This window comes from Dactylosporangium sp. McL0621 (assembly GCF_049995355.1).
Classification (GTDB): Bacteria; Actinomycetota; Actinomycetes; order Mycobacteriales; family Micromonosporaceae; genus Dactylosporangium.
The window spans coordinates 7514221-7533157 of record NZ_CP188259.1 but is presented as its reverse complement, the minus strand read 5'-3'; the positions used below and the strand labels follow the sequence as shown (position 1 = coordinate 7533157).

Annotated in this window: 23 protein-coding genes; 13 read left to right on the top strand and 10 right to left on the bottom strand. The window is 71.3% G+C overall.

Annotation, left to right across the window (positions count from 1 at the left end):
• The first annotated feature begins 65 nt into the window (after positions 1-65).
• Positions 66-926: a helix-turn-helix domain-containing protein gene (locus tag ACPPVO_RS35470; protein WP_426502915.1), complete on the top strand. Its 861-nt coding sequence runs from the start codon at positions 66-68 to the stop codon at positions 924-926.
• Positions 927-1114: 188 nt separating this feature from the next.
• Here ACPPVO_RS35470 and ACPPVO_RS35465 read toward each other — a convergent pair whose 3' ends face one another.
• Positions 1115-2323: an AI-2E family transporter gene (locus ACPPVO_RS35465; RefSeq protein ID WP_426502914.1), complete on the bottom strand. Its 1209-nt coding sequence runs from the start codon at positions 2321-2323 to the stop codon at positions 1115-1117.
• Positions 2324-2600: 277 nt separating this feature from the next.
• Here ACPPVO_RS35465 and ACPPVO_RS35460 point away from each other — a divergent pair, with 277 nt between their 5' ends.
• Both ACPPVO_RS35460 and ACPPVO_RS35455 read left to right on the top strand, forming a co-directional pair.
• Positions 2601-3179, top strand: a complete 579-nt coding sequence (locus tag ACPPVO_RS35460) for an ATP-binding cassette domain-containing protein (protein ID WP_426502912.1) — start codon at positions 2601-2603, stop codon at positions 3177-3179.
• On the top strand, positions 3131-3379 hold the full coding sequence (locus ACPPVO_RS35455) for a hypothetical protein (protein ID WP_426502911.1): 249 nt from the start codon (positions 3131-3133) through the stop codon (positions 3377-3379). The genes ACPPVO_RS35460 and ACPPVO_RS35455 overlap by 49 nt, the downstream gene beginning before the upstream one ends.
• Positions 3380-3539: 160 nt before the next feature.
• On the opposite strand, the gene ACPPVO_RS35450 is transcribed toward ACPPVO_RS35455, so the two are convergent.
• Together ACPPVO_RS35450 and ACPPVO_RS35445 are read right to left on the bottom strand one after the other, a co-directional pair.
• Positions 3540-4262, bottom strand: a complete 723-nt coding sequence (locus tag ACPPVO_RS35450; protein WP_426502910.1) for a methyltransferase domain-containing protein — start codon at positions 4260-4262, stop codon at positions 3540-3542.
• A gap of 108 nt (positions 4263-4370) precedes the next feature.
• On the bottom strand, positions 4371-4547 hold the full coding sequence (locus ACPPVO_RS35445; protein ID WP_426502909.1) for a hypothetical protein: 177 nt from the start codon (positions 4545-4547) through the stop codon (positions 4371-4373).
• 227 nt (positions 4548-4774) lie between these two features.
• On the opposite strand from ACPPVO_RS35445, the gene ACPPVO_RS35440 reads away from it, so the two are divergent.
• Positions 4775-5044, top strand: a complete 270-nt coding sequence (locus ACPPVO_RS35440) for a hypothetical protein (protein WP_426502908.1) — start codon at positions 4775-4777, stop codon at positions 5042-5044.
• The gene (locus tag ACPPVO_RS35435; protein WP_426502907.1) at positions 5045-5302 is read left to right on the top strand and encodes a hypothetical protein; all 258 of its coding nucleotides are present in this window, start codon (positions 5045-5047) and stop codon (positions 5300-5302) included.
• Between the two features lie 6 nt (positions 5303-5308).
• Here ACPPVO_RS35435 and ACPPVO_RS35430 read toward each other — a convergent pair whose 3' ends face one another.
• Together ACPPVO_RS35430 and ACPPVO_RS35425 are read right to left on the bottom strand one after the other, a co-directional pair.
• A complete protein-coding gene (locus tag ACPPVO_RS35430; RefSeq protein ID WP_426502906.1) occupies positions 5309-6553 on the bottom strand; it encodes a hypothetical protein in 1245 nt (414 codons plus the stop codon).
• A gap of 123 nt (positions 6554-6676) precedes the next feature.
• Positions 6677-7483: a hypothetical protein gene (locus ACPPVO_RS35425; RefSeq protein ID WP_426502905.1), complete on the bottom strand. Its 807-nt coding sequence runs from the start codon at positions 7481-7483 to the stop codon at positions 6677-6679.
• 117 nt (positions 7484-7600) lie between these two features.
• Between ACPPVO_RS35425 and ACPPVO_RS35420 the strand changes: the two genes are divergently transcribed.
• Complete coding sequence (locus tag ACPPVO_RS35420; protein WP_426502904.1) at positions 7601-8443, top strand: alkaline phosphatase family protein; 843 nt, start codon at positions 7601-7603, stop codon at positions 8441-8443.
• A 10-nt stretch (positions 8444-8453) separates the two neighbouring features.
• Here the strand turns inward: ACPPVO_RS35420 and ACPPVO_RS35415 are convergent, their stop codons facing one another.
• Both ACPPVO_RS35415 and ACPPVO_RS35410 read right to left on the bottom strand, forming a co-directional pair.
• Positions 8454-9359, bottom strand: coding sequence for a M48 family metalloprotease (locus ACPPVO_RS35415; RefSeq protein ID WP_426502903.1), 906 nt, complete (start codon positions 9357-9359; stop codon positions 8454-8456).
• A complete protein-coding gene (locus ACPPVO_RS35410) occupies positions 9356-9748 on the bottom strand; it encodes a BlaI/MecI/CopY family transcriptional regulator (protein WP_426502902.1) in 393 nt (130 codons plus the stop codon). The genes ACPPVO_RS35415 and ACPPVO_RS35410 overlap by 4 nt, the downstream gene beginning before the upstream one ends.
• 83 nt (positions 9749-9831) lie before the next feature.
• Between ACPPVO_RS35410 and efeO the strand changes: the two genes are divergently transcribed.
• The 4 genes from efeO to ACPPVO_RS35390 all read left to right on the top strand — a co-directional run bounded on the left by efeO (position 9832) and on the right by ACPPVO_RS35390 (position 13791).
• Positions 9832-11055: an iron uptake system protein EfeO gene (gene efeO, locus ACPPVO_RS35405; RefSeq protein WP_426502901.1), complete on the top strand. Its 1224-nt coding sequence runs from the start codon at positions 9832-9834 to the stop codon at positions 11053-11055.
• Between the two features lie 113 nt (positions 11056-11168).
• A complete protein-coding gene (locus ACPPVO_RS35400; protein ID WP_426502900.1) occupies positions 11169-11666 on the top strand; it encodes an alkaline phosphatase family protein in 498 nt (165 codons plus the stop codon).
• A 341-nt stretch (positions 11667-12007) separates the two neighbouring features.
• Positions 12008-12910, top strand: coding sequence for an ATP-binding cassette domain-containing protein (locus tag ACPPVO_RS35395; RefSeq protein WP_426502899.1), 903 nt, complete (start codon positions 12008-12010; stop codon positions 12908-12910).
• Positions 12907-13791 carry an ABC transporter permease gene (locus tag ACPPVO_RS35390; protein WP_426502898.1) on the top strand — a complete coding sequence of 295 codons (885 nt, stop codon included), beginning with the start codon at positions 12907-12909 and terminating at the stop codon, positions 13789-13791. The genes ACPPVO_RS35395 and ACPPVO_RS35390 overlap by 4 nt, the downstream gene beginning before the upstream one ends.
• On the opposite strand, the gene ACPPVO_RS35385 is transcribed toward ACPPVO_RS35390, so the two are convergent.
• Together ACPPVO_RS35385 and ACPPVO_RS35380 are read right to left on the bottom strand one after the other, a co-directional pair.
• Complete coding sequence (locus ACPPVO_RS35385; protein ID WP_426514753.1) at positions 13768-14082, bottom strand: hypothetical protein; 315 nt, start codon at positions 14080-14082, stop codon at positions 13768-13770. The genes ACPPVO_RS35390 and ACPPVO_RS35385 overlap by 24 nt on opposite strands.
• A 51-nt stretch (positions 14083-14133) precedes the next feature.
• Positions 14134-14307, bottom strand: a complete 174-nt coding sequence (locus tag ACPPVO_RS35380) for a hypothetical protein (protein ID WP_426502897.1) — start codon at positions 14305-14307, stop codon at positions 14134-14136.
• A 244-nt stretch (positions 14308-14551) separates the two neighbouring features.
• Here ACPPVO_RS35380 and ACPPVO_RS35375 point away from each other — a divergent pair, with 244 nt between their 5' ends.
• Positions 14552-15673 (top strand): glycosyltransferase 87 family protein, encoded by a 1122-nt coding sequence (locus tag ACPPVO_RS35375; RefSeq protein WP_426502896.1) that lies wholly within the window; start codon positions 14552-14554, stop codon positions 15671-15673.
• A gap of 379 nt (positions 15674-16052) precedes the next feature.
• Here ACPPVO_RS35375 and ACPPVO_RS35370 read toward each other — a convergent pair whose 3' ends face one another.
• Positions 16053-16625: a hypothetical protein gene (locus ACPPVO_RS35370; RefSeq protein WP_426502895.1), complete on the bottom strand. Its 573-nt coding sequence runs from the start codon at positions 16623-16625 to the stop codon at positions 16053-16055.
• Between the two features lie 223 nt (positions 16626-16848).
• Here ACPPVO_RS35370 and ACPPVO_RS35365 point away from each other — a divergent pair, with 223 nt between their 5' ends.
• Complete coding sequence (locus ACPPVO_RS35365) at positions 16849-17430, top strand: IS607 family transposase (RefSeq protein WP_426502894.1); 582 nt, start codon at positions 16849-16851, stop codon at positions 17428-17430.
• On the top strand, positions 17427-18806 hold the full coding sequence (tnpB, locus tag ACPPVO_RS35360) for an IS607 family element RNA-guided endonuclease TnpB (protein ID WP_426502893.1): 1380 nt from the start codon (positions 17427-17429) through the stop codon (positions 18804-18806). Before ACPPVO_RS35365 ends, tnpB begins: the two co-directional genes overlap by 4 nt.
• Positions 18807-18937: the final 131 nt, after the last annotated feature.

The window sequence follows — 18937 nt, the reverse complement described above, 5'->3', positions numbered from 1 at the left end:
GCACCGCGAGCGTGCCGTCCCGCACCGGACCCTGCCCAACCGCATGGAAGCATGAGGACCGCTAGATGCTCGAGCACGCCGACGCATCCATCACATTGCGGCAATGGCTCGACGTCGTGCGCCGCGCCCGGCTCGGACGGACCCCGAAAGCGGTCGCGCTGATGCTGGCCACCTACGCCGACAACGACGGCCGCCGCGTCTTCCCCGGCGTCGCGCGGCTCGCCGTGGACTGCGAGCTGACCTACAACGTCATCCAGACCGCCCTGCAGCGCCTACGGCAGGCCGGGCTGATCGAAGTCGTCCGCAAGGCGTCGCGACCAGGCCACGCCGACGAGTACCGGCTCAGCCTCGCCGTCGACGTGCTCGACCGGATCGACGTGCTCACGCCCGCCCAGCTGGCCAGCACCGCCGCGGAGCTCGCGGCCCGGCGCCGGGGCCGGCACCGACCCCCAGCATCTGCCGGACCCGACGACCACGCGACGCCGCTGCCGCCCGCGGCGCCGGGTGCAGGGCATGACCGCGACCGCGACCTGCACCCCGGCGCGTGCGGCGCAGACGGTGCCGCACTGGGCGCACCTGCACCCCACGGCGTGGCATCCGCGGCGCCACCTGCACCCCACGGCGACCGGCACCTGCACCCCACGGCGTCACCACCCACCACCCACGGACCGAACCACACCCTCGACCATCCCAGCCACCATGGTGTTCGTCCGGACCTCGCGGTGGGTACGGCCGGACCGGCCGGCCCACCGGCAGCCGATACCGCCGCCGACCGCTGCGCCCACGGCCTCCGCGGCGACAGCGGGATACACTGCCCCGCCTGCCGGCGCGGGCTCGGGACGGCCGCACCGGCAGACGAAACACCGTCAGGCCAGGCCGCTGCTGCGGCTCGTGCGGCCAAAATCAGGTCCGTCACACCCCGCTGATCGGGCGATCGGATGACGGGGTCGTGTCGCAGCACTCCCTCCGACTGGCGGCGAGTAGCTGCGACTCAGGCGCCACGGGTGACCGCCAATGGGAACGAGTCTGACAGAGGCGGAGCGGCGCCGCGGCCGAGCCGGCGCACGGTCGTTCCGAAATCCGTTTCCTCGCTGCCCGGGTGGTGTGGTGCTTGTTATGCGTGGTCGAGTCGCGGGTAGAGGGTTTCGCGGAGCAGGATGTCGATGGCTGCGGCGGCGGGTATGGCGACGAGCGCGCCGAGGAGGCCGAAGGCGGTGCCGCCGATCAGCACGGCGACGATGGTGGCGGTGGCGGGGATGTCGACGGCGCGGCCCATCACCCTGGGAACGATGAGGTAGTCCTCCAGGAGCCGGTAGACGACGTAGAACACGGCGGTGGCGATGGCGATCGGCAGGGACACGGTCAACGCGATGAGCGAGACGATGATCCCGGCGATTGTGGATCCGACGACCGGGATGAGGTCGAAGATTGCCACCATGATGCCCAGGACGATCGGGTATGGCACGCCGAATGCCAGCAGCCACATGAACGTGCCGACACCGGCGATGAGACTGGTCATTAGGTTGCCCAGCACGTATCGGCCGACTTTGGCGCTGATCTCGTCGCCGATGAGGATGACCCGCGGGCGGCGGGAGGCGGGGGTGAGCCGGTACGCGAGGCGTCGGATGCGTGGCAGGTCGGCCAGCAGGTACACCGTGAGGATCAGGACGGTGAACGTGGAGGCGGTGGCGCTGAGCACCACCTTACCGGCGCCGAGGAGGCCGGACGTCATCTTGCTCTGGGTGTCACCGCCGACCGCCGCGGTCACCCGCTGTTCGATGTGGAACCGGGCGTCGAGTCGGCCGAGGGTGGAGCTGTGGTCGTGGATCTGGGCGACGTACCCGGGTAGCTGGTGGCTGAACGCTTCGGCCTGGGCGACCACCGGCGGTATCGCCAGGGCGAGGAACCCACCGATCCCGCCGATGACGGCCAGGGCGATGATGGCCACTGCGAGCGCGCGCGGCATACGGCTGCGCATGAGCCAGGACACCGCGGGTTCCAGACCGATGGCCAGGAACAGCGCCAAACCGAGCAGGACCAGCACGCCGCTGGCGGCCAGCAGAAACTGGCCGAGCTCATAGGTGACGGCTACACCGGCCGCGCCGAGAAGCCCGATCATGAACGGGGAACGACGACTGACCGGCGGCCCAGGCGTGCCGAGAACCTGATTGTCATCGGCCAGATCCGCGGCCTCGGCGTGCGCTTCAGCGATCAGGTCGGCCTCGGTGTCGGCGTCGTCAGCCATCGCGTCAGATGGCAGCGGATCCTGAGGATCCCGAGTGTGGCCGGAGTCGTGAATCACGGCTTCCTCTGCCCGCTGCACAGTGCGGGCAAACGGTACGCGGCACCACGAGGAATTCTCGCGATTCGTTGAGCGGTGGCCACCGAACTGTCGGCCACCGCGGAGTGAGCCCGTGCTCTCAGGCTGAGCCCGGCACGAGGGCATCGGGCATCCTGCCGGGCAGTCGAGGATCTCGCCGCTGCTGCGGCGCTAGAAACTTGGGGCTTGTCGAGCACAGCAGGTCGATCGCGGCGGTGCGGTACCCGGCCGCGCGGGCCCCCTGAGGGTCGAGCGCCTCGACCTCGAGGTACCAGGCGGCATGTTCGGCCTGCTGGGAGCCAACGGGGCCGGCAAGACGACGCTGCTGCGCCTGCTGGCCGGGCGGTTGCAGCCGACCGAGGGCCGGGTGGGGGTCGGCGGCCATTGCCTTGCCACGCGCGCGGGGCGCCGGGCCGTGCGGCGTGCGCTGGGGTACCTGCCGCAGGACTTCGGCGTCTACCCCGACCTGACCGCCCGGGAGTTCCTGGACTACATGGCCTTGCTCAAGGGCGTCGACCGCACCGCCGAGCGGCGCCGCCGCGTCGGCGCGCTGCTCGAGCTGGTCGACCTCAGCGGTCCCGCCGACGACAAGCTGCGCACGTTCTCGGGCGGGATGCGCCGCCGCGTCGGCATCGCCCAGGCCCTGCTCGGCGACCCGCGGCTGGTCATTGTCGACGAACCGACGGCCGAGCTCGACCCCCAGGAGCGCGTCGCTTCCGCATCCTGTTGTCCTGGCTGGCGGGCGAGCGGACCGTGCTGCTCAGCACGCACATCGTCGAGGACATCGCGCAAACGGCCCGTCAGGTCGGTGTGCTGGGCGCGGGACGGCTGCTGTTCACCGGCACCACGGAGGCGCTGACCGCCACCGCGAACGGTGTCGTGTGGAGCGACACCACGACCGACCCGCCGCCGGGCGCCACCGTCGTATCGGCGCTCGCCAAAGGGGCCCGCACCCGCTACCGACTCCTGTCGCGCACCGCACCGGCCGAGCACGCCCGGCCGGTCGAACCTACCATCGAGGACGGCTACCTCGCCCTCACCGGTGCCTTGACCGCCTGACAATGGGCGCCTTCAACAACTGGCATGGTGCCTCATAGGATGCCACTGCTTGGTCACCGTCCCACCACGCTTGGGCTGATGCCTCATCGATGCCTGGCCCGCCGCTACGACCGCTACGCCGCCCAGCGCGAACTGGTCAAACGGCCCAACACGAGACTGCCTAGGCAACGCGGCGGGCGACGTATACGACATTGACGGCGTAGTCGTCGGCGCCGGGCAGTAGCCGTGCGGCCGAGTCGACGCTGTGGGCGATTCGGCTGAGGCCTCGCCGTTGGTACCAGCCCTGGGTCAGCATCGAGAAGCCGCGCCGCTCGATGATCTCGAAGCCGTGCTGGTGCAGGAGGTGGCTGATATCTCGGTGCGACAGCTCCGCGAACCAGCCATTACCACGATGCCGACGTGCGCGTAGACGCCGCAGTGAGTGGGCGTTGCCGTGATTCTCGAGCACCAGCAGTCCGGCGTTGGCATCCGGCAGCGCCCGCCCGGCGAAGGCGAGGGCCCGGTCGCGAACAACCGCGTCGACGTTGAGCAGGAGCCGGAACATGGTGACCAAGGCGGGTTGGTCGGCGCAAGCCGGGATCGGTACCGGACCGTCCGCCGCGACCGTGTGGAGCGTCGCCTCGGTGCCGACCTCAGCGGCCATGGCGAGCATGTTCGTGGAGGTGTCGTAGCCGTGCGCTTCTCGCACGAGGCCGTGCAGGCTGCGGATCGCGCGGCCGGTGCCGCAGGCGAAGTCGTGGTGGACTGGCGGCCGGCCCGGGAATGCCCGCACGATCAAATCGCGCAGGTATGCCCGCTGCCGGTCGTTGATCCTGGAGGCGTAGGTGCCGGCTGCGTACGTGACGTTCTCGTGCTTCTCGACCGCGCCGGTGTCCTGAAACACACGCGCGTAGTTCCTGCCCAAGCCGGTCCCCGATCCTTGCCATGTCCCTGCACCTACAACGTGTAGGTATTGGAATGGAAACGGGTGCCGCCTCGTCGTGGCAAACGCTCAGGCGGCCGGGTCTCGGCGGCGAAGCACGATCACCGCGACGGCCACGCTGACGGCGATCGTCCCGGCCTGCACCAGCACGCCGGTGGCCATGCTCGGCCGTGAGGCCGCGTCGGGTGAGCCGGGCCGCTCGAGCAGCCCGGGCCAGCTCTGCCAGTAGTGCATCGGGAGAGCCACTGCGACGGCGTGCAGCAAGCCGCCGTGGGGGTTCGCCTGGCCGTTGAGGATGCTGGCGACGACCCCGACCCGACCCCGATCGCGACGCGACGGCGACGGCGCCGCGTGGGAGCAGCAGGCCGAGCGCGAAGGCGATCGCGGCGATGCTGAGCATGCACAGCGTGAGGTAGGCGGTGGCGGCCAGGGCGCGGCCGAGGGCGGCTGCGGTGGGGAGGTTCGGGGCGTCGATGATGTGGAACGGGTGCCAGCCGAAGGCCGAAGAGGGCCAGGCCGGCCAGCACGCCGGCGAGCACGGCCGCGGCGGCGGCGACCGTCACGGCGGTGAGCTTGCCGGTGAGCAGGCGGCTCCGGGTGACCGGGGCGACGTACAGGTAGCGCAGGATGCCCAGTCCCGGTCGGCGGACGCGACGGCCGCGGCCAGCATCGCCACCACGATGGGTAGCAGCAGCGGGCCGGTGAACTGCAGGCTGGCCATGGCGTGGTTGAGCGCGGAGTAGGTGGAGGCGGTCAATGTCGCCCTGCTCGCCTTCTACTGGTCGACCCTCGCCTACGCCGCCGTGCGGACCTACACGCTGATCGCCCGCGCCCTGCCCAGCGGCGTCGAGCCGACGAACCGCCGCCTGCGCCGTGCGCTGCTGCTCACCGCATGGCACACCTCCGCCGGCGGCGGCCTGTGCCTGACCGCGGCGCTCGCCCTTCTGGCCGCCTTCGCCCTGCAGGCCGGGCGCAACCTGGATCGACCGACCGCCACCTGAGCCCCCTCAGCCGCCGTCGAAGGTGTTCAGGGTTTGCATCAGCTTGTTCACCGCGGCGGCGCAGTCGGCCTGCGTGGGGTTCGACGCGCGCAGGGCGGTGAGGACGGCGTCGATCTGGTCGTCGAGCTGGTGCCATTTGGCGGCGTCGCGTGGTTTCAGCCCGGCGTCGGCGTCGTCCCAGGCCACCTCGAGGTCCTTGACGCGGGTCTTCGCGCCCCCGAGGTCGTTCTGGGAGACCTTGGCCTGCACATCGGAGACGATCACCGCGAACCGGCTGAGATTGCCTAGCTTGGTTTTCGGATGTACCGGCTGAGCCGGGACGGAGGCGCCCGTACCGGCCGTCGTGACCGGGTTCTGGGCGACGTCGGCCTGCGGGTCCGTGACCGGCTGAGAGCCCTGGGCGAGGCTGAGCGCGAACCCGGCGACGGCGACGGCCAGCGCGGCCGCGCCCGCCCAGGCGAAGTCCGGGCCGCGTCCGCCGTTCGGGCCGGCCCCCTTCTCCGCGACGCCGTGCCGGCCGACCAGCAGCTGCTCGCGGACCACGAGCACGACGATGGCGGCCAGGAACAGCAGGCTGGTGATGCTTGCGCCCAGGGCGAGGCCGCCGAGGTCCTTGTCCTGGGTGAGTAGGTCGCCGAGGGAGGCGCCGAGCGGCCGGGTGAATACATAGGCGATCCAGAACGTCAGCACCTGCCCGGCGCCGAGGCGGAAGGCGATCCAGGTGGCCACGATCAAACCGCCGAAGATCAGCGCGCCGTTGCGGAAGCCCAGGTTGAGCGCCTCGGTGGCGAAGTCGCCGGCGGCGGTGCCCAGCGCGAAGGTGGTCAGGATCGCGGCCCAGTAGAAGCCTTCGCGGCGGGGCGTGTTGATGGAGGTGATCGCCAGGGTGTGCTCCTGGCGGTACCAGATCGTGAACACCACCGCGAGCAGGACCGCGAACGCGGCGGTGCTTGCGGCGAGCGGCACGCCCAGCGTGTCGGTGAAGAAGTCGGTGATCTGCGTGCCGAAGATGCTCACCAGCACCACGCAGAGCCAGTAGATCCAGGGCGTGTAGCTGCGGGTGCGCAGCTGCACGACGAGCGCGGTCACGAGCAGGACGAACATGATCGCGTCGGTCACCGCGGGACCGAGGCCGACATTCACGGTCAGGTAGTCCGCGAATGTCTCCCCGATCGTGGTGGACAGCACCTTGATGACCCAGAAGGTGGCGGTGATCGCGGGCACCTTGGTCTGCCACTCGCGCGTGCTCACCGGCCGGTTGGCGGTATCAAACACAGCTCTCCCTCACGACAGGCTGCAGACGTCAAATCCACAGATTTCGGTCGAAAGGTATACCAGTCGTCCTGAAGGTTGGCCGAAGACACGCGACGCTGCTCAGCGGCCGGCGGGCTCGGCGTCGGCTCGGGTGACGGCCAGATAGGCGACCAGGATGACGATCAGCGCGGCCCAAGCCGCGGTCACCAGGCCGGTGCCCAGGGCCAAACCGCCGCGGGCGTGCGACACGCCCATCCAGTCGGCGAAGGAGGCGCCGAGCGGGCGGGTGATCACATATGCGGTCCAGAACGCGGCGACGGCATTGAGCGTGCGGGTTCGGAAGGCGAAGGCCGGTACCGCGATCGCAACGGCGAAGATGACGCCGGACAGCAGGTAGCCCCAGCGGAACGTCACGGCCGTCAGGTCGCCGACGGCGGTACCCAGCGCGAAGGTGGTCAGCACAGTGGCCCAGTAGAACAGCTCGCGGCGCGGTGTCGTGATGCTGTGGATGGACAGGGTGCGCTCGGCGGCGTACCAGATCGCGAGAATCGCGGCGAGCGCGACGGCGAAGCCGATCGTGGAGACCAGATAGGGCACGCCGAGGCCGACGTGCAGGACGTCGGCGGCCATCGTGCCGAAGACGCTCACCATGATGACGGCGAACCAGTAGACGCCGGCCAGGTAGCGGCGCACCCGCAACTGCAGGGCGAGCGCGGCGGCGAGGCCGAGGCCGCCGAGCGCGACGGCCACCGGCGGCGCCACCGTGTGGGCCAGGAAATCCGAGGCCGTCTCGCCCATGCCGGTGGTCAGCACCTTGATGATCCAGAACAGGGCGGTGACCTGCGGTACTTTGGACAGCCGCGCCCGGCCGCCGACGGATGCGAACGCATCGGTGAGGACGGTGCCTGGCTGCCGCGCTGAAGTCATGCGCGCCAGATTCGCCGCGCAATGCTGAGAGATCGCTGAAGCCGCCGGCGTCCGCCCATCGGATGACGAGCTGGCGAGCCCGGTCCCGGAAAACTCCTTTCCCTACAAGATGTCGGAATGAGATGGATCTGGGCGGCTGTGGCCGTTTTCGCGCCCTTGCTCGCCTCGCCGGTCGCGGCGGCCGCGCCGCCGGCCGCAGCAACGTCAGCCGCGGTGCTGCGGCCGGATCATGTCGTGGTGGTGGTGATGGAGAACAAGCGGTACGACGCCGTTGTCGGTCACCGCCGGACGCCCTACATCTCGGCGCTCGCGCGGCGCGGCGCGAACTTCACCGCCGCCTACGGCGAGACCCACCCCAGCCAGCCCAACTACCTCGCGCTGTTCTCCGGCTCGACCCAGGGCGTCACCGACAACTCCTGCATCCGCCACCCGTTCGACGCGCCGAACCTGGGCCGGCAGCTGCTCGACGCGGGCCTGACCTTCACCGGGTACGCGGAGGCGCTGCCGTCGACGGGCTTCACCGGCTGCTCGTCCGGCACGTACGTGCGCCGCCACAATCCCTGGGTCGACTTCGCCACCGTGCCGGCGGACCTGAACCGCCCGCTGCGCGACCTGCCGTCACGCTGGGAGCAGCTGCCGACGGTCGCATTTGTCGTCCCTGACCTCTGCCACGACATGCACGACTGCCCCAAGGCCGACGCGGACCGGTGGATACAGCAGACGCTCGGCTCCTACGCGGACTGGGCCGAGTCGCACAACAGCCTGCTGATCCTGACCTTCGACGAGGACAACGGCACCGACGGCAACCACATCCCGACGCTCGTACTCGGTGCGGGTGTGCGCCCCGGCGACCGGGCGGAGCGCGTGGACCACTACACGGTGCTGCGCACCATCGAGGACGCCTACGGTCTGCCGCCGCTCGGCGCGGCCGCGCAGGCCGCGCCGCTGCCGTTGTCCTGAGCGCCCAGCGTCAGTGCGGAGGCATCCAGGCACGGGCCAGCTCGACGAACTCGACGAGCGCGAGGCCAGTCGCGGCCACGGCAAGACCGGCGGCCGCGAGCGCCAGCAAGGGCAGCACCCGGCCGGACGGCGGCCTGAGCAGCGCCGTCACGCGCCGGATGGTTGCCGAACCGGTGAATCCAAGCCCGCCGTCGTCTCGGGCTGCCGTCTCGTCGCCGAGGGCCACCTTGCCGATGGTGTGGGCGACGAGGATGCGATCGCCGACGTCGCGGGCCGCGTCCTCGTCGGCGCTGCGCTCGATGAGGACGTCCACGGCGGCCGGGACCGGGCGTAGGAGCGGGTTGATCGCCGCGGCGGCGGCCGCCAGCGCCGCGACGCGGTGGTGCCCTCGGCGCAGGTGGGCCTGCTCGTGCGCGTACACGACGGCCTGTTCCTGGGCGTCGAGCAGCTCGAGCAGGCCGGTGGTGACCAGGATGTGACCGTCGCGACCCCGGTGCGGCGGCACCGCCACGGCCCGGGCCTGCGCCCAAGCAGCCACCAGCAGGCCCGCCCGGGGGCGTCCCGCGCCGTGCAGCACGGCCGCGGCCCGGTCCCGGCGCCACGCCTCGCGCGCCAGGCGCACGGCGAACCAGGCCAGCAGCAGCACCGCGGCGAGGGCGAGCCAGCCCGGCACGGGTTCGGGCAGGACCCGGCCGAGGACGGCGGCCCGGTCCTCGTGCCGCTCCAGGGCCGGCAGGTCGTCGAGCAGCGTCGCGGCGAGCATGCCGAGGCAGGCGCTGGAGCACGCGGCCGCGAGCAGTGCCGCCGCGGTGAGCGCCCGGGCCGCCGCTTCCGGGCGGCGCGCCGCGGTCGCACGCCGGGCGGCCGGCACCAGCAGCAGCGGCAGGACCAGCGGCAGGTAGACCAGGCCGATCACGCCGGATTCCTCCGAACCTGCCGGAGCAGCTGGCGCAGCATGGCGGCGTCGGCCGGATCGAGCTCGGCGGTGAACTCGCGCAGCACGGCCCGGCGGTCGCCCGGGCCGTTGAGCAGCGCACGCATCTGCTGGGCGATGGCGGTGGCCGTGCCGTGGGTGGGCCAGTACACGTGTCCGCGCCCACCGTGCGGACTCGGCCCGCGCTGCGTCAGACCCTTCTCCAGCAGGCGGGTGAGGATCGTCTGGATGGTGTTGTACGCCGCGGTCCCGCCGAGACCCTCCAGCACCTTGGCCGGGGTGAGCGGCTCGCCGGCGGCGCGCAGCACGGCCAGCACGTCCGCCTCGAGAGCACCCCACGGCCGCCGCTCGGCGCTGTCCTGTCGGGTCACGGCTCAACGGTACCGACCTCGGCCGCGGCGTCACTCTCCGGCTTGACACGTACCTACAACTCGTAGGAGTTTGAAACGCCACCGTGCTCGCCGGCACCGTGAACCTCACGCCCCGCGCGACCGTCCTGGAGATCGGCGCCTGGCTGGCCTTCGCGATGATCATGCTGGCGTTGTTCTTCCGCCCCGCGCACCCGGCACCACGGCCCCGCACGCAGGCGGTCGCGGTGCTGGGCGCGGTTGCCGCGCTCGCCTCGTGCGGCGGGCCGCACCAGGCGCCCACGGGCGGCGCCGGCATCGCGGTCGCCGCCACCGACACCGAGTGCCGCCTGAGCGCCGACCACGCCGCGGCCGGGCCGCGCGTGTTCGACGTGCACAACCAGGGCGGCAAGGTCACCGAGTTCTACGTGTACGCGGCCGGCGACCGCGTCGTCGGCGAGGTGGAGAACATCGCGCCCGGGCTGACCCGCAGCTTGCACGTCGACCTGCCCGCCGGCGCCTACACGACCTCCTGCCGTCCGGGTATGACGGGCGCCGGCATCCGCGCAGGGTTCACGGTTTCGGGATCCGGCAGCGGTACTTCCGGTGCCTCCTCGGCCGACCCGGCGCTCACGGCCGCCGCGGCCACCTACCAGGACGACGTGCGGCAGCAGGCGGCCGCGTTCGTCGAGCAGACCACCGCGTTCGTCGCCGCCGTGAAGACCGGCGATCGCGGCAACGCGCAGGCGTTGTACGCGCCGGCACGGGTGCCGTACGAGCGGATCGAGACAGTCGCCGAAAGCTTCGGCGACCTCGACCCGAAGATCGACGCCCGTGACGGCGACCTCGATCCCGGTACGGCGTGGACTGGCTACCACCGCATCGAGCACCAGCTGTGGGGCGGCGACCTGACCGCCGTCACCGGCGTCGCGGACCAGCTGCTCGCCGACGTCACCGAGCTGCGCGCGCGGCTCGGCGGCGTGACGCTGACCGCGCTGGAGATCGCCAACGGCGCCAAGAGCCTTCTCGACGAGGTCGCTACGAAGAGGGTCACCGGTGAGGAGGACCGCTATTCGCACACCGACCTGTGGGACTTCGCCGCCAACGTCGACGGCTGCCGTTCCGCGATCGCCGCGCTCAAACCGGCCTACGACGCCCACCTCGACGATCAGTTCGCGGCCGTCGACGCGGAGCTCGCGAAGTACCGGCAGGGCAACGGATTCGCCGCATACGAGAACCTGCAGCCGGCGCAGGCACAGCGGCTGGCCGCCGTCGTCAACGCGCTCGCCGAGAAGGTCAGCGCCGTGCCGGCCGCCATCGCCCACCGCTAGCATGCCGGGCACGCAGCAGACCAACGTCCACCGGTTCGCCGGGCGGTGTACCTGGGTAAGGTGAGTTGGGTGGTGGCCTTCATCCGGCGAGGTGCGGACATCGAGGGGCCGTCGTGGCGGTGGCGCGCGGTCGCCGTCATGTCCATGCTGCTGCGTACGGCTGCGGGCTGCGGCAGGGACGGTTCAACCGACCGCTACCCAGCCCACCGTGGCCGGACTTCGACACGGTCCCGGACGAGGCGAGCCAGCCCTACACGGCGTGGCCCGACGATCCGGCACGCCTGCCGACCGTGGCGTTCGTGATCCCGAACATGTGTAACGACATGCACGACTGTGCGATCGCCGCGGGCGACGCCTGGCCTCATGAGCACCTCGAGCCTGACCGGCGGTGGGCCGTCACGCATGGCAGCTGGCTCATCGTCACATTCGACACAGACGACGGCAGCTCCGCCAACCACATCCTGACCCTTGTCAGCGGCGCCGGCGTCACCCCCGGCCACCGCACGAGCAGGGTGAACCATTACTCCGTGCTGCGAACCATCGAGGACCGGTACGGCCTGGCGCCGCTGGGTCACGCCGTCGACGCCGGCCCCCTTCCGCTTCGGACCTGACCCAACGGCGATGGATCTGAATGGCTGTTCGGTACGGCGGTGCCGGTGACCGTCGCTCCTGACGTTCAACGCTTTCTCAGGATTGCGGCGCAAGGATGCGCGCGTGTGATGGCTGCTCGACCCTCCGATGCCCGGCGTGACGCCGGGTGCGGTCTCGGCGGGTGTCGCAACCGGCCCCGTCACCTGCACAGCTGTTTCCCGGCGGCCGGACCGTCGGGTAGTTCTCACGCGATTCTTAGCAGAATCGCGCCGGCGCTCTCACGGCGTGCGTCGATCATCAGTCGGAGGTTCATTGCCTGCGCCGAAGCCGCCGAGCCGCTGACTATTGCTGAAGGACATTCATGGACGACGTACAACTGGTCGTATCCGGGCTGCGGAAGCAGTACCACGGCGTGACCGCGGTCGACAACCTCTCCTTCACCGTCGAGCCGGGCCGGGTGACCGGGTTCCTCGGCCCCAACGGCGCCGGCAAGACGACCACGCTGCGTATGCTGCTCGGTCTGGTCGCGCCGAGCGCGGGGACGGCCACCATCGGCGGGCGTCGCTACGCGGATCTTGCGGAGCCGGCCCGGGTGGTCGGTGCCGTGCTCGAGGCGTCCTCGGCCCACAAGGGCCGCACCGGCCGCAACCACCTGCGGGCCGGCTGCATCACCGCCGGGCTGCCCCACACACGCGCCGAGGAGGTCCTGGACCTCGTCGGGCTGTTGGCCGCCGCCGACCGCGCGTTCAAAGGCTATTCGCTGGGGATGCGTCAGCGGCTCGGCATCGCCACCGCGATGCTGGGCGACCCGCGGGTGCTGATCCTCGACGAGCCCGCGAACGGGCTGGACCCGGAGGGCATCCGCTGGATGCGGGAGCTGCTGCAGGGCCTGGCCGCGCAGGGACGCACCGTGCTGGTGTCCAGCCACCTGCTGTCGGAGATGCAGGCCCTGGCCGACGATGTGGTCATCATCGCCGCCGGGAAGCTGCTGCGGCAGGGCCCCGTCGTCGAGGTGCTCGGCGGCGACGCGCGGGTGCACGCCCGCACGCCGGAGCCGGAGAAGCTCGGAGCGGCGCTGCGCCTGCTCGGGGCCGACGTCATCGCGGACGGCCCGAACCGGCTGCGGGTCACGGGTATGGCCGCCGACGCGGTCGGCGACGCGGCCCTGGCCGCCGGGGTCGCCCTGCACCAGCTCACCACCGACCAGCCCGACCTCGAGGACGTGTTCCTCGACCTGACCCAGGCGAAGGTGGCCATCCGATGACGCGTCTCGTCCGCGCGGAGCTGTTCAAACTGCGCACCACCAGCCTGTGGTGGCTCTTCGCCGCCGCCACGGTCCTCAGCACCGGCATCATGCTCGCGATCGACCTGGTCCAGGCCCACGAGCTGCTGCAGCCCTTCGACCGGTTCGTCGCGCTGCACGCCCACGGCCGGGACGTGTCGCAGATGCCGCCGCAGTTCCTCAATCGGCTGCGCGGCGAGTGGGAGCTGGGCCACAGCGCGGTCACCCAGGCCGCCACGATCTTCACCGCCGGTCAGCTCATCGGGGTGCTGCTGGCCTGCCTGCTCGGCGTCGTGCTGATCACGGGGGAGTTCCACCAGCAGACCGCCACGACCACGTTCCTGTTCACCCCGCACCGCAGCGCGGTGATCGCGGCCAAGCTCGTCACCGCGGTCATCGTCGCGGCCGCGTCCTGGCTGGCCTCGACCGTGCTCGCGCTCGCCGCCGGGGCGATCTTCCTCAGCAACGAGGGCTACGGCACGCAGCTGGGCCAATGGGGCGTCGTCCGCGCGATCCTGCTCAACCTCGCCGCCTACGCGATCTGGGCGGTGTTCGGGGTCGGCTTCGGCGCGCTCATCCGCAGCCAGCTCACCGCGACCGTCGCCGCGACCGTGCTGTACCTCGTCGGCGCCGCCGCCGCAAGCGGCGTGTTCGACCTGCTGTACACCTACGTCATCAAGAAGGACTGGATCCTGACCGCCCAGGTCGTCGTCCCGTCGGTGGCGTCGGCCGTCATGATCTCGCCGACGAAGACGTTCGACCAGAGCCCGCCCCAGTGGGTCGGGGCCGCGGTACTGCTCGGCTACGGCGTCGTGACAGCGCTAGCGGGAACGTCCCTGCTAAGCCGCCGCGACATCTCCTGACGCATCGGGTTGCGGCCCGACCAGATCGCGTGTCAGGGCCAGGATCGAGCCGGCCAGCCCGGCCAGCCCGGCCAGCCCCTGCCCGGCGTCGAGGCGGGACGGGTCGCGGTCGGCGTTCTCGGCGCCGGGTGCGGCGCCGGTGCACGTCGTCGTGCCGGCCGGGAACAGCTGCGGGTTGTAGGAGTCGTCGTAGTACACCCCGGTGGTCTTCGGGTCGCCCCCGGTGACCTGGGCGAGCATCCCGGGGAACGAGTCCGACGGGAACGGGGTGACCGCGTTGCGGTAGGTCAGGCCGGCGCCGGCCAGCCGGGCCAGGGCCGAGCCGGGACGGTGCGCGACGTATCAGGCGAGGTCCTGCTGGTGCAGGCCGTCCACGGAGACGAGCAGCACGTGCGCGCTGCGGCCGCGGCCGTCGTGGCTCGGCTCGGCGGCGGCCGGGGCGGAGAGGGCCAGGCTGGCCGCGGCGACCACGGCCGCGGCCATCACAAGACGGCGCCGCGTCGATGTTGTTTCCATGGTCTCGGTCTATGGGCGTCCGGTGACGCGCTCGCGCGGTTCCGGCGAACGGCGGGTGACGAACCCGGCCAGGCCCTTCAGCGTCCTCTCAGGTGACCATGGACCGCGGCGCCGGTCGCTGTCACTTGCGCCTACCGATGCTGAGAACAGGATGAGCGGCGGGCGGGGGTGATTCAGCGGTACCTCAGCGGCCCCCGCCTAGTTTCGGCCGATGCTGGATCGGCTGCGTAGCCTTCGCCGACCGGTGCTCTCCGCTCCGCCGCCGCGCACCATCGCCGGGCTCGTGCTCGCGTGGGCGATCGTGTGGTTCGTGCTGATGGCCCTGGGTGGCGGCTCGTCGTGGCACTTCTTCGTCCAAGGCGCGGCGGCGCTCGTCGACGTCGACGACGCGGTGACCGGCGGGCTCCATCTGTACGCCGCCGCGCCAGTGCTGCAGATCGGCCCGTTGACGTTCCTGGCCATCGTGCCGCTGCTGCCCGCCGGCCCGCTCGCGGCCCTGATCGGCTGGCAGGTGCTCGGCGCCGTCGCCGGCCTGCTGATCCTGTGGCTCGTGCGCGGCCTGGTGCCGTCGTGGCAGCGTGACGCCGGCTGGCTGGCCCTCGGCGCGGCGTACTTCCTGCCGGTGTGGATGTTCCTTGCCGTCGGCGTCGCGCACCTCGACGACGTCCTCGCGCTGCTGCTGTCGGTCGGCGCGCTGCGCGCCGCCCGGGCCGGGCGGACCTGGCTCACCGGGCTGCTGCTCGGGCTGGCCGTCGACGCCAAACCGTGGGCCGTCGGGTTCGCGGCGATGCTGCTCCTGCTGCGCGGGTGGCGGCGACAGGTGTGTGCTGCGGTGGCGTTGACCGTCGCGGTGGCGGTGGCCTGGCTGCCGTTCTTCGTCGCCGACCCGGGCACGAGCGCTGCCTTGCACTACACCATCAAGAACAATTCCGTGTCCGCGCTGCACGCGCTCGGCATCCACAACCCGCGGACGCCGCCGTGGGACCGCCCGGCCCAGCTGGCCCTCGCCCTGATCCTGGGCGTCATCGCGGTGCGGCGCGGCCGTTGGGCGGCGATCCCGCTGCTGGCCGTGGCGTCCCGGCTGGTGCTGGAGCCCGGCGGCAACAAGTACTACATCGCGGGCGTCGTCGTCGGCACCGTCATCTGGGATTTCGCCGGTTCCCGCCACGACATGCCGTGGTGGACCCTGGCGGCTTGCCTGAGCCTGTTCACCGCCCGCTGGATCCCGATGCCGGACGCCGTACACGGCTGGCTGCTCGTCGGCCTGTTCCTGGCCGCCGGCAGCATTCTGCTCGGCGCGCCCCGGCCCGTGCCGGAGTCGCCCTGGAGTCTCCAGACCCAATCGTCCACCGTGCCGGTACGGTAGGCGACGCACGCCGCCCGGTGATGCCGGGCCGCCGCGGCGTTGGTCCTGCTGGTCTGCGTCAACCTCGGCGCCGAGTGGGCCGCAGTGGCTGCCGGCGGGCACGCCGGGGGTGGAACGGCTGGACCGTGACGCTGATCGCGGGCCTCGCCGCGCTGCCGGCAAGTGCCGGCGGCGCGTTGTGGCGGACCCGCTTCTGCGGCGTCGGTGGCACCCGACCGCTGTGTTCGTGGCCGTGAGCCCGCTCGCCGGGGCCGGGGTGACCGGCGCGGGCGGTCGGGAGGACGTCGGGATCCGTGGCTCGTCGGCGGTCCGTTGAAGCCGCCGACGGTCCGTCGTTGCCGCGCCCGGCGAGCCTTTCGGCGCGTTCGGCCGGACCGGCTCACGGGAGGGAGACAGTTCCCGACCCGGTCGTGACGATGCTTTGCGCCAGATACTCGCCGCCGTTCTCGGCGCAGCCGGGCGGTTTGTAGACCTCATCCAGGGTCATGGTGAGGTGGAAGGTGCCGGCGATGCCGGCATACGCGCCGGTGCCCGAGCCGGTCACGACGGCAGCGTCGCTGGTGATCGTGGCCGTGCCCGAACAGGTTGCGGTGTCGGCCGTGAGCGCGCCGAGCACCGCGGCGAACTGCTGATGCAGTGCGCCGATATCGAGGCGGAATCCGCCTCGGCCCAGGGCGAGAGCCAGTTGGCTGCCGTGTTCCGGATCGACCGACCCGTCCGGGTGGACGCTCCGAGCCGTGCCGTAGTCACCGATCCCGCCGGTGAGGATGACCGTGGACGCCGGTCCGTCGTTGTCGGTGTAGTCGGTCAGATGGACCGGGCCGCCGGGCACCACGGTTGATGTCGGGCCCGTCGAAGGTACCGTCGGGACGGTACCGTCGTGGTCCGCAGAACATCCCGTCATCGCGAGCAGGACGGCGGCCGCAAGCACAGGTAGCAGGTGGACACGCACACGTCGAGGCTGCCCGCCGCGATGCGGTCCGGTCCATCCGGGGATCCCCGGGGAAGTCCCTGATCTAGCGAACACTCGGTCACAACCGGTCGTGACGGCCGCGTGGACGACCACCACGACCAAATCGGTGCTACTTGGCGCTGCGGTGGCCGCCGGTGTTGGGGATGAAAACTGCTGGCGTTTCAGCGTTCAGTAGTGGTCATAGGTGAGCTAGAGTGACGGCGTGAATTTGAAGGAATGGGCAGCGGCGACGGGTGTCTCATACGCCACCGCACGTCGGCGTTACGAGGCTGGGACGCTGCCCGTTCCCACGTATCGGCTGGGCAGGCTCATCATGGTCGGCGAGCCGGTTACGGGTGCGACGGCAGCCGCGGGTCAGGTCGTGGTGTACGCCCGGGTATCGTCGGCCGGCCAGAAGCCGGACCTGGACCGGCAGGTGGCCAGGGTGACCACGTGGGCCACCGGCCGGCACCTTGCCGTGGCGCGTGTGGTGGTTGAGATCGGCTCCGCACGCAACGGCCATCGCAAGAAATTTCTTGCCTTGCTACGTGACCCGGCCGTGACCACGATCGTGGTCGAGCACCGGGACCGGTTCGCCCGCTTCGGCGCCGAGTATGTCGAAGCCGCCCTCGCCGCGCAGGGCCGGCGGCTCATGGTGGTCGACCCGGCCGAGGTCGACGACGACCTCGTGCGCGACGTCACCGAGATCTTGACGTCGCTGTGCGCCCGCTTGTACGGCCGCCGCGCGGCGGCGAACCGTGCCCGCCGGGCGATCGACGCCGCTACCGGGGACGACCTGTCGTGAAGACGATCCAGGCGTACCGGTTCGCCCTCGACATCACCGCCCGGCAGGAGCGCGACCTGCTCGCGCACGCCGGCGCGGCTCGGGTCGCGCACAACTGGGCACTCGCCCGGGTCAAGGCCGTCATGGACCAGCGGGCCGCCGAACGCACCTACGGTGTGCCGGACGACAAGCTCACCGAGTCGATCTCGTGGACGCTAGCATCGCTGCGTCAGGCGTGGAACGCCGCGAAGCACGACGTCGCGCCGTGGTGGGCCGAGTGCTCAAAGGAGGCGTTCAACACCGGCTTGGACGCGCTGGCCCGCGCGTTGAAGAACTGGGCCGACTCCCGCAGCGGGAAGCGAGCCGGGCGGCCGGCCGGGTTCCCGAGGTTCAAGTCCCGCCGCCGCACCGCGCCGTCGGTGCGGTTCACCACTGGCACGATCCGGGTCGAGCCGGACCGCATGCACGTCGTGCTGCCTCGGCTGGGCCGGTTGAAGCTGCATGAGTCGGCCCGTAAGCTCGCCCGCCGCTTGGCAAACGGCACGGCGCGGATCATGTCCGCGACCGTGCGCCGCGACGGCGGGCGCTGGCACGTCGCCTTCACCGTCGACGTCGAGCGCGCCCAGCGGCGCCCTGCCCGGCCGGACACCGTGGTCGGCGTGGACGTCGGGATCAAGCACCTCGCCGTGCTGTCGACCGGCGAACTGGTCGACAACCCGCGCCACCTCGCCTCAGCCCAGCAGCGTCTGCGACAGCTCGGGCGTGCGCTGTCGCGGAAGACCGGCCCGGACCGCCGCACCGGCCGGCGGGCGTCGAACCGGTGGCAGCGGGCCGCGGACCGGCTCGGCCGGGCGCACGCCCGGGTGGCGAACCTGCGCCGCGACGGCCTGCACAAGCTCACCACCAGGCTGACCCGCAAGCACGGCACGATCGTGGTCGAAGACCTCAACGTCACCGGCATGCTCGCCAACCGGCGCCTCGCCAAGCACATCGCCGACACCGGATTCGCGGAGATCCGCCGTCAGCTCGCGTACAAAACGACGTGGAACGGCGGCCGACTACTGGTGGCCGACCGCTGGTATCCATCCTCCAAGACCTGCTCGGGCTGCGGCGCGGCGAAAGCCAAGCTCGCCCTGTCCGAGCGCGAGTACCTCTGCGAGGCGTGTGGTCTGGTCCTAAACCGGGACCTGAATGCCGCGCTCAACCTGGCCGCACTGGCGGCTGAGTACGACACCGCCGGGAGTGGCCCGGTGGCAACACGTGGAGCCGACCGGAAGACCCGCGTACGCGGGCAGGTGGCTGCGAAGCGTGAACCCGGCACCGCGCCTGCGGGTCAGACCGGGACCGTACCACCGCAAGGCGGGACTGCCGATCGTGTGCTCACTAAAGCGCACTGAAAGGCAACGGGTGAAGGTGGTGAGGTCGGCGCTGACGTCGTAGAAGATGTCGCTGCCGTTCTTGGTGCCGAGCACGTCGTAGGAGCCCGTCCGGGTCCTTGCGGACGCTGGTGACGGTCACGGCGGAGTCC

Bases quoted from the DNA above. Each gene is read 5' to 3' on its own strand.
- ACPPVO_RS35395 (WP_426502899.1), top strand. From the start codon at position 12,008: ATGGACGACGTACAACTGGTCGTATCCGGGCTGCGGAAGCAGTACCAC.
- ACPPVO_RS35425 (WP_426502905.1), bottom strand. From the start codon at position 7,483: ATGACTTCAGCGCGGCAGCCAGGCACCGTCCTCACCGATGCGTTCGCA.
- ACPPVO_RS35460 (WP_426502912.1), top strand. From the start codon at position 2,601: ATGTTCGGCCTGCTGGGAGCCAACGGGGCCGGCAAGACGACGCTGCTG.
- ACPPVO_RS35470 (WP_426502915.1), top strand. From the start codon at position 66: ATGCTCGAGCACGCCGACGCATCCATCACATTGCGGCAATGGCTCGAC.
- ACPPVO_RS35420 (WP_426502904.1), top strand. From the start codon at position 7,601: ATGAGATGGATCTGGGCGGCTGTGGCCGTTTTCGCGCCCTTGCTCGCC.
- ACPPVO_RS35390 (WP_426502898.1), top strand. From the start codon at position 12,907: ATGACGCGTCTCGTCCGCGCGGAGCTGTTCAAACTGCGCACCACCAGC.
- ACPPVO_RS35380 (WP_426502897.1), bottom strand. From the start codon at position 14,307: ATGGAAACAACATCGACGCGGCGCCGTCTTGTGATGGCCGCGGCCGTG.
- ACPPVO_RS35440 (WP_426502908.1), top strand. From the start codon at position 4,775: ATGATGTGGAACGGGTGCCAGCCGAAGGCCGAAGAGGGCCAGGCCGGC.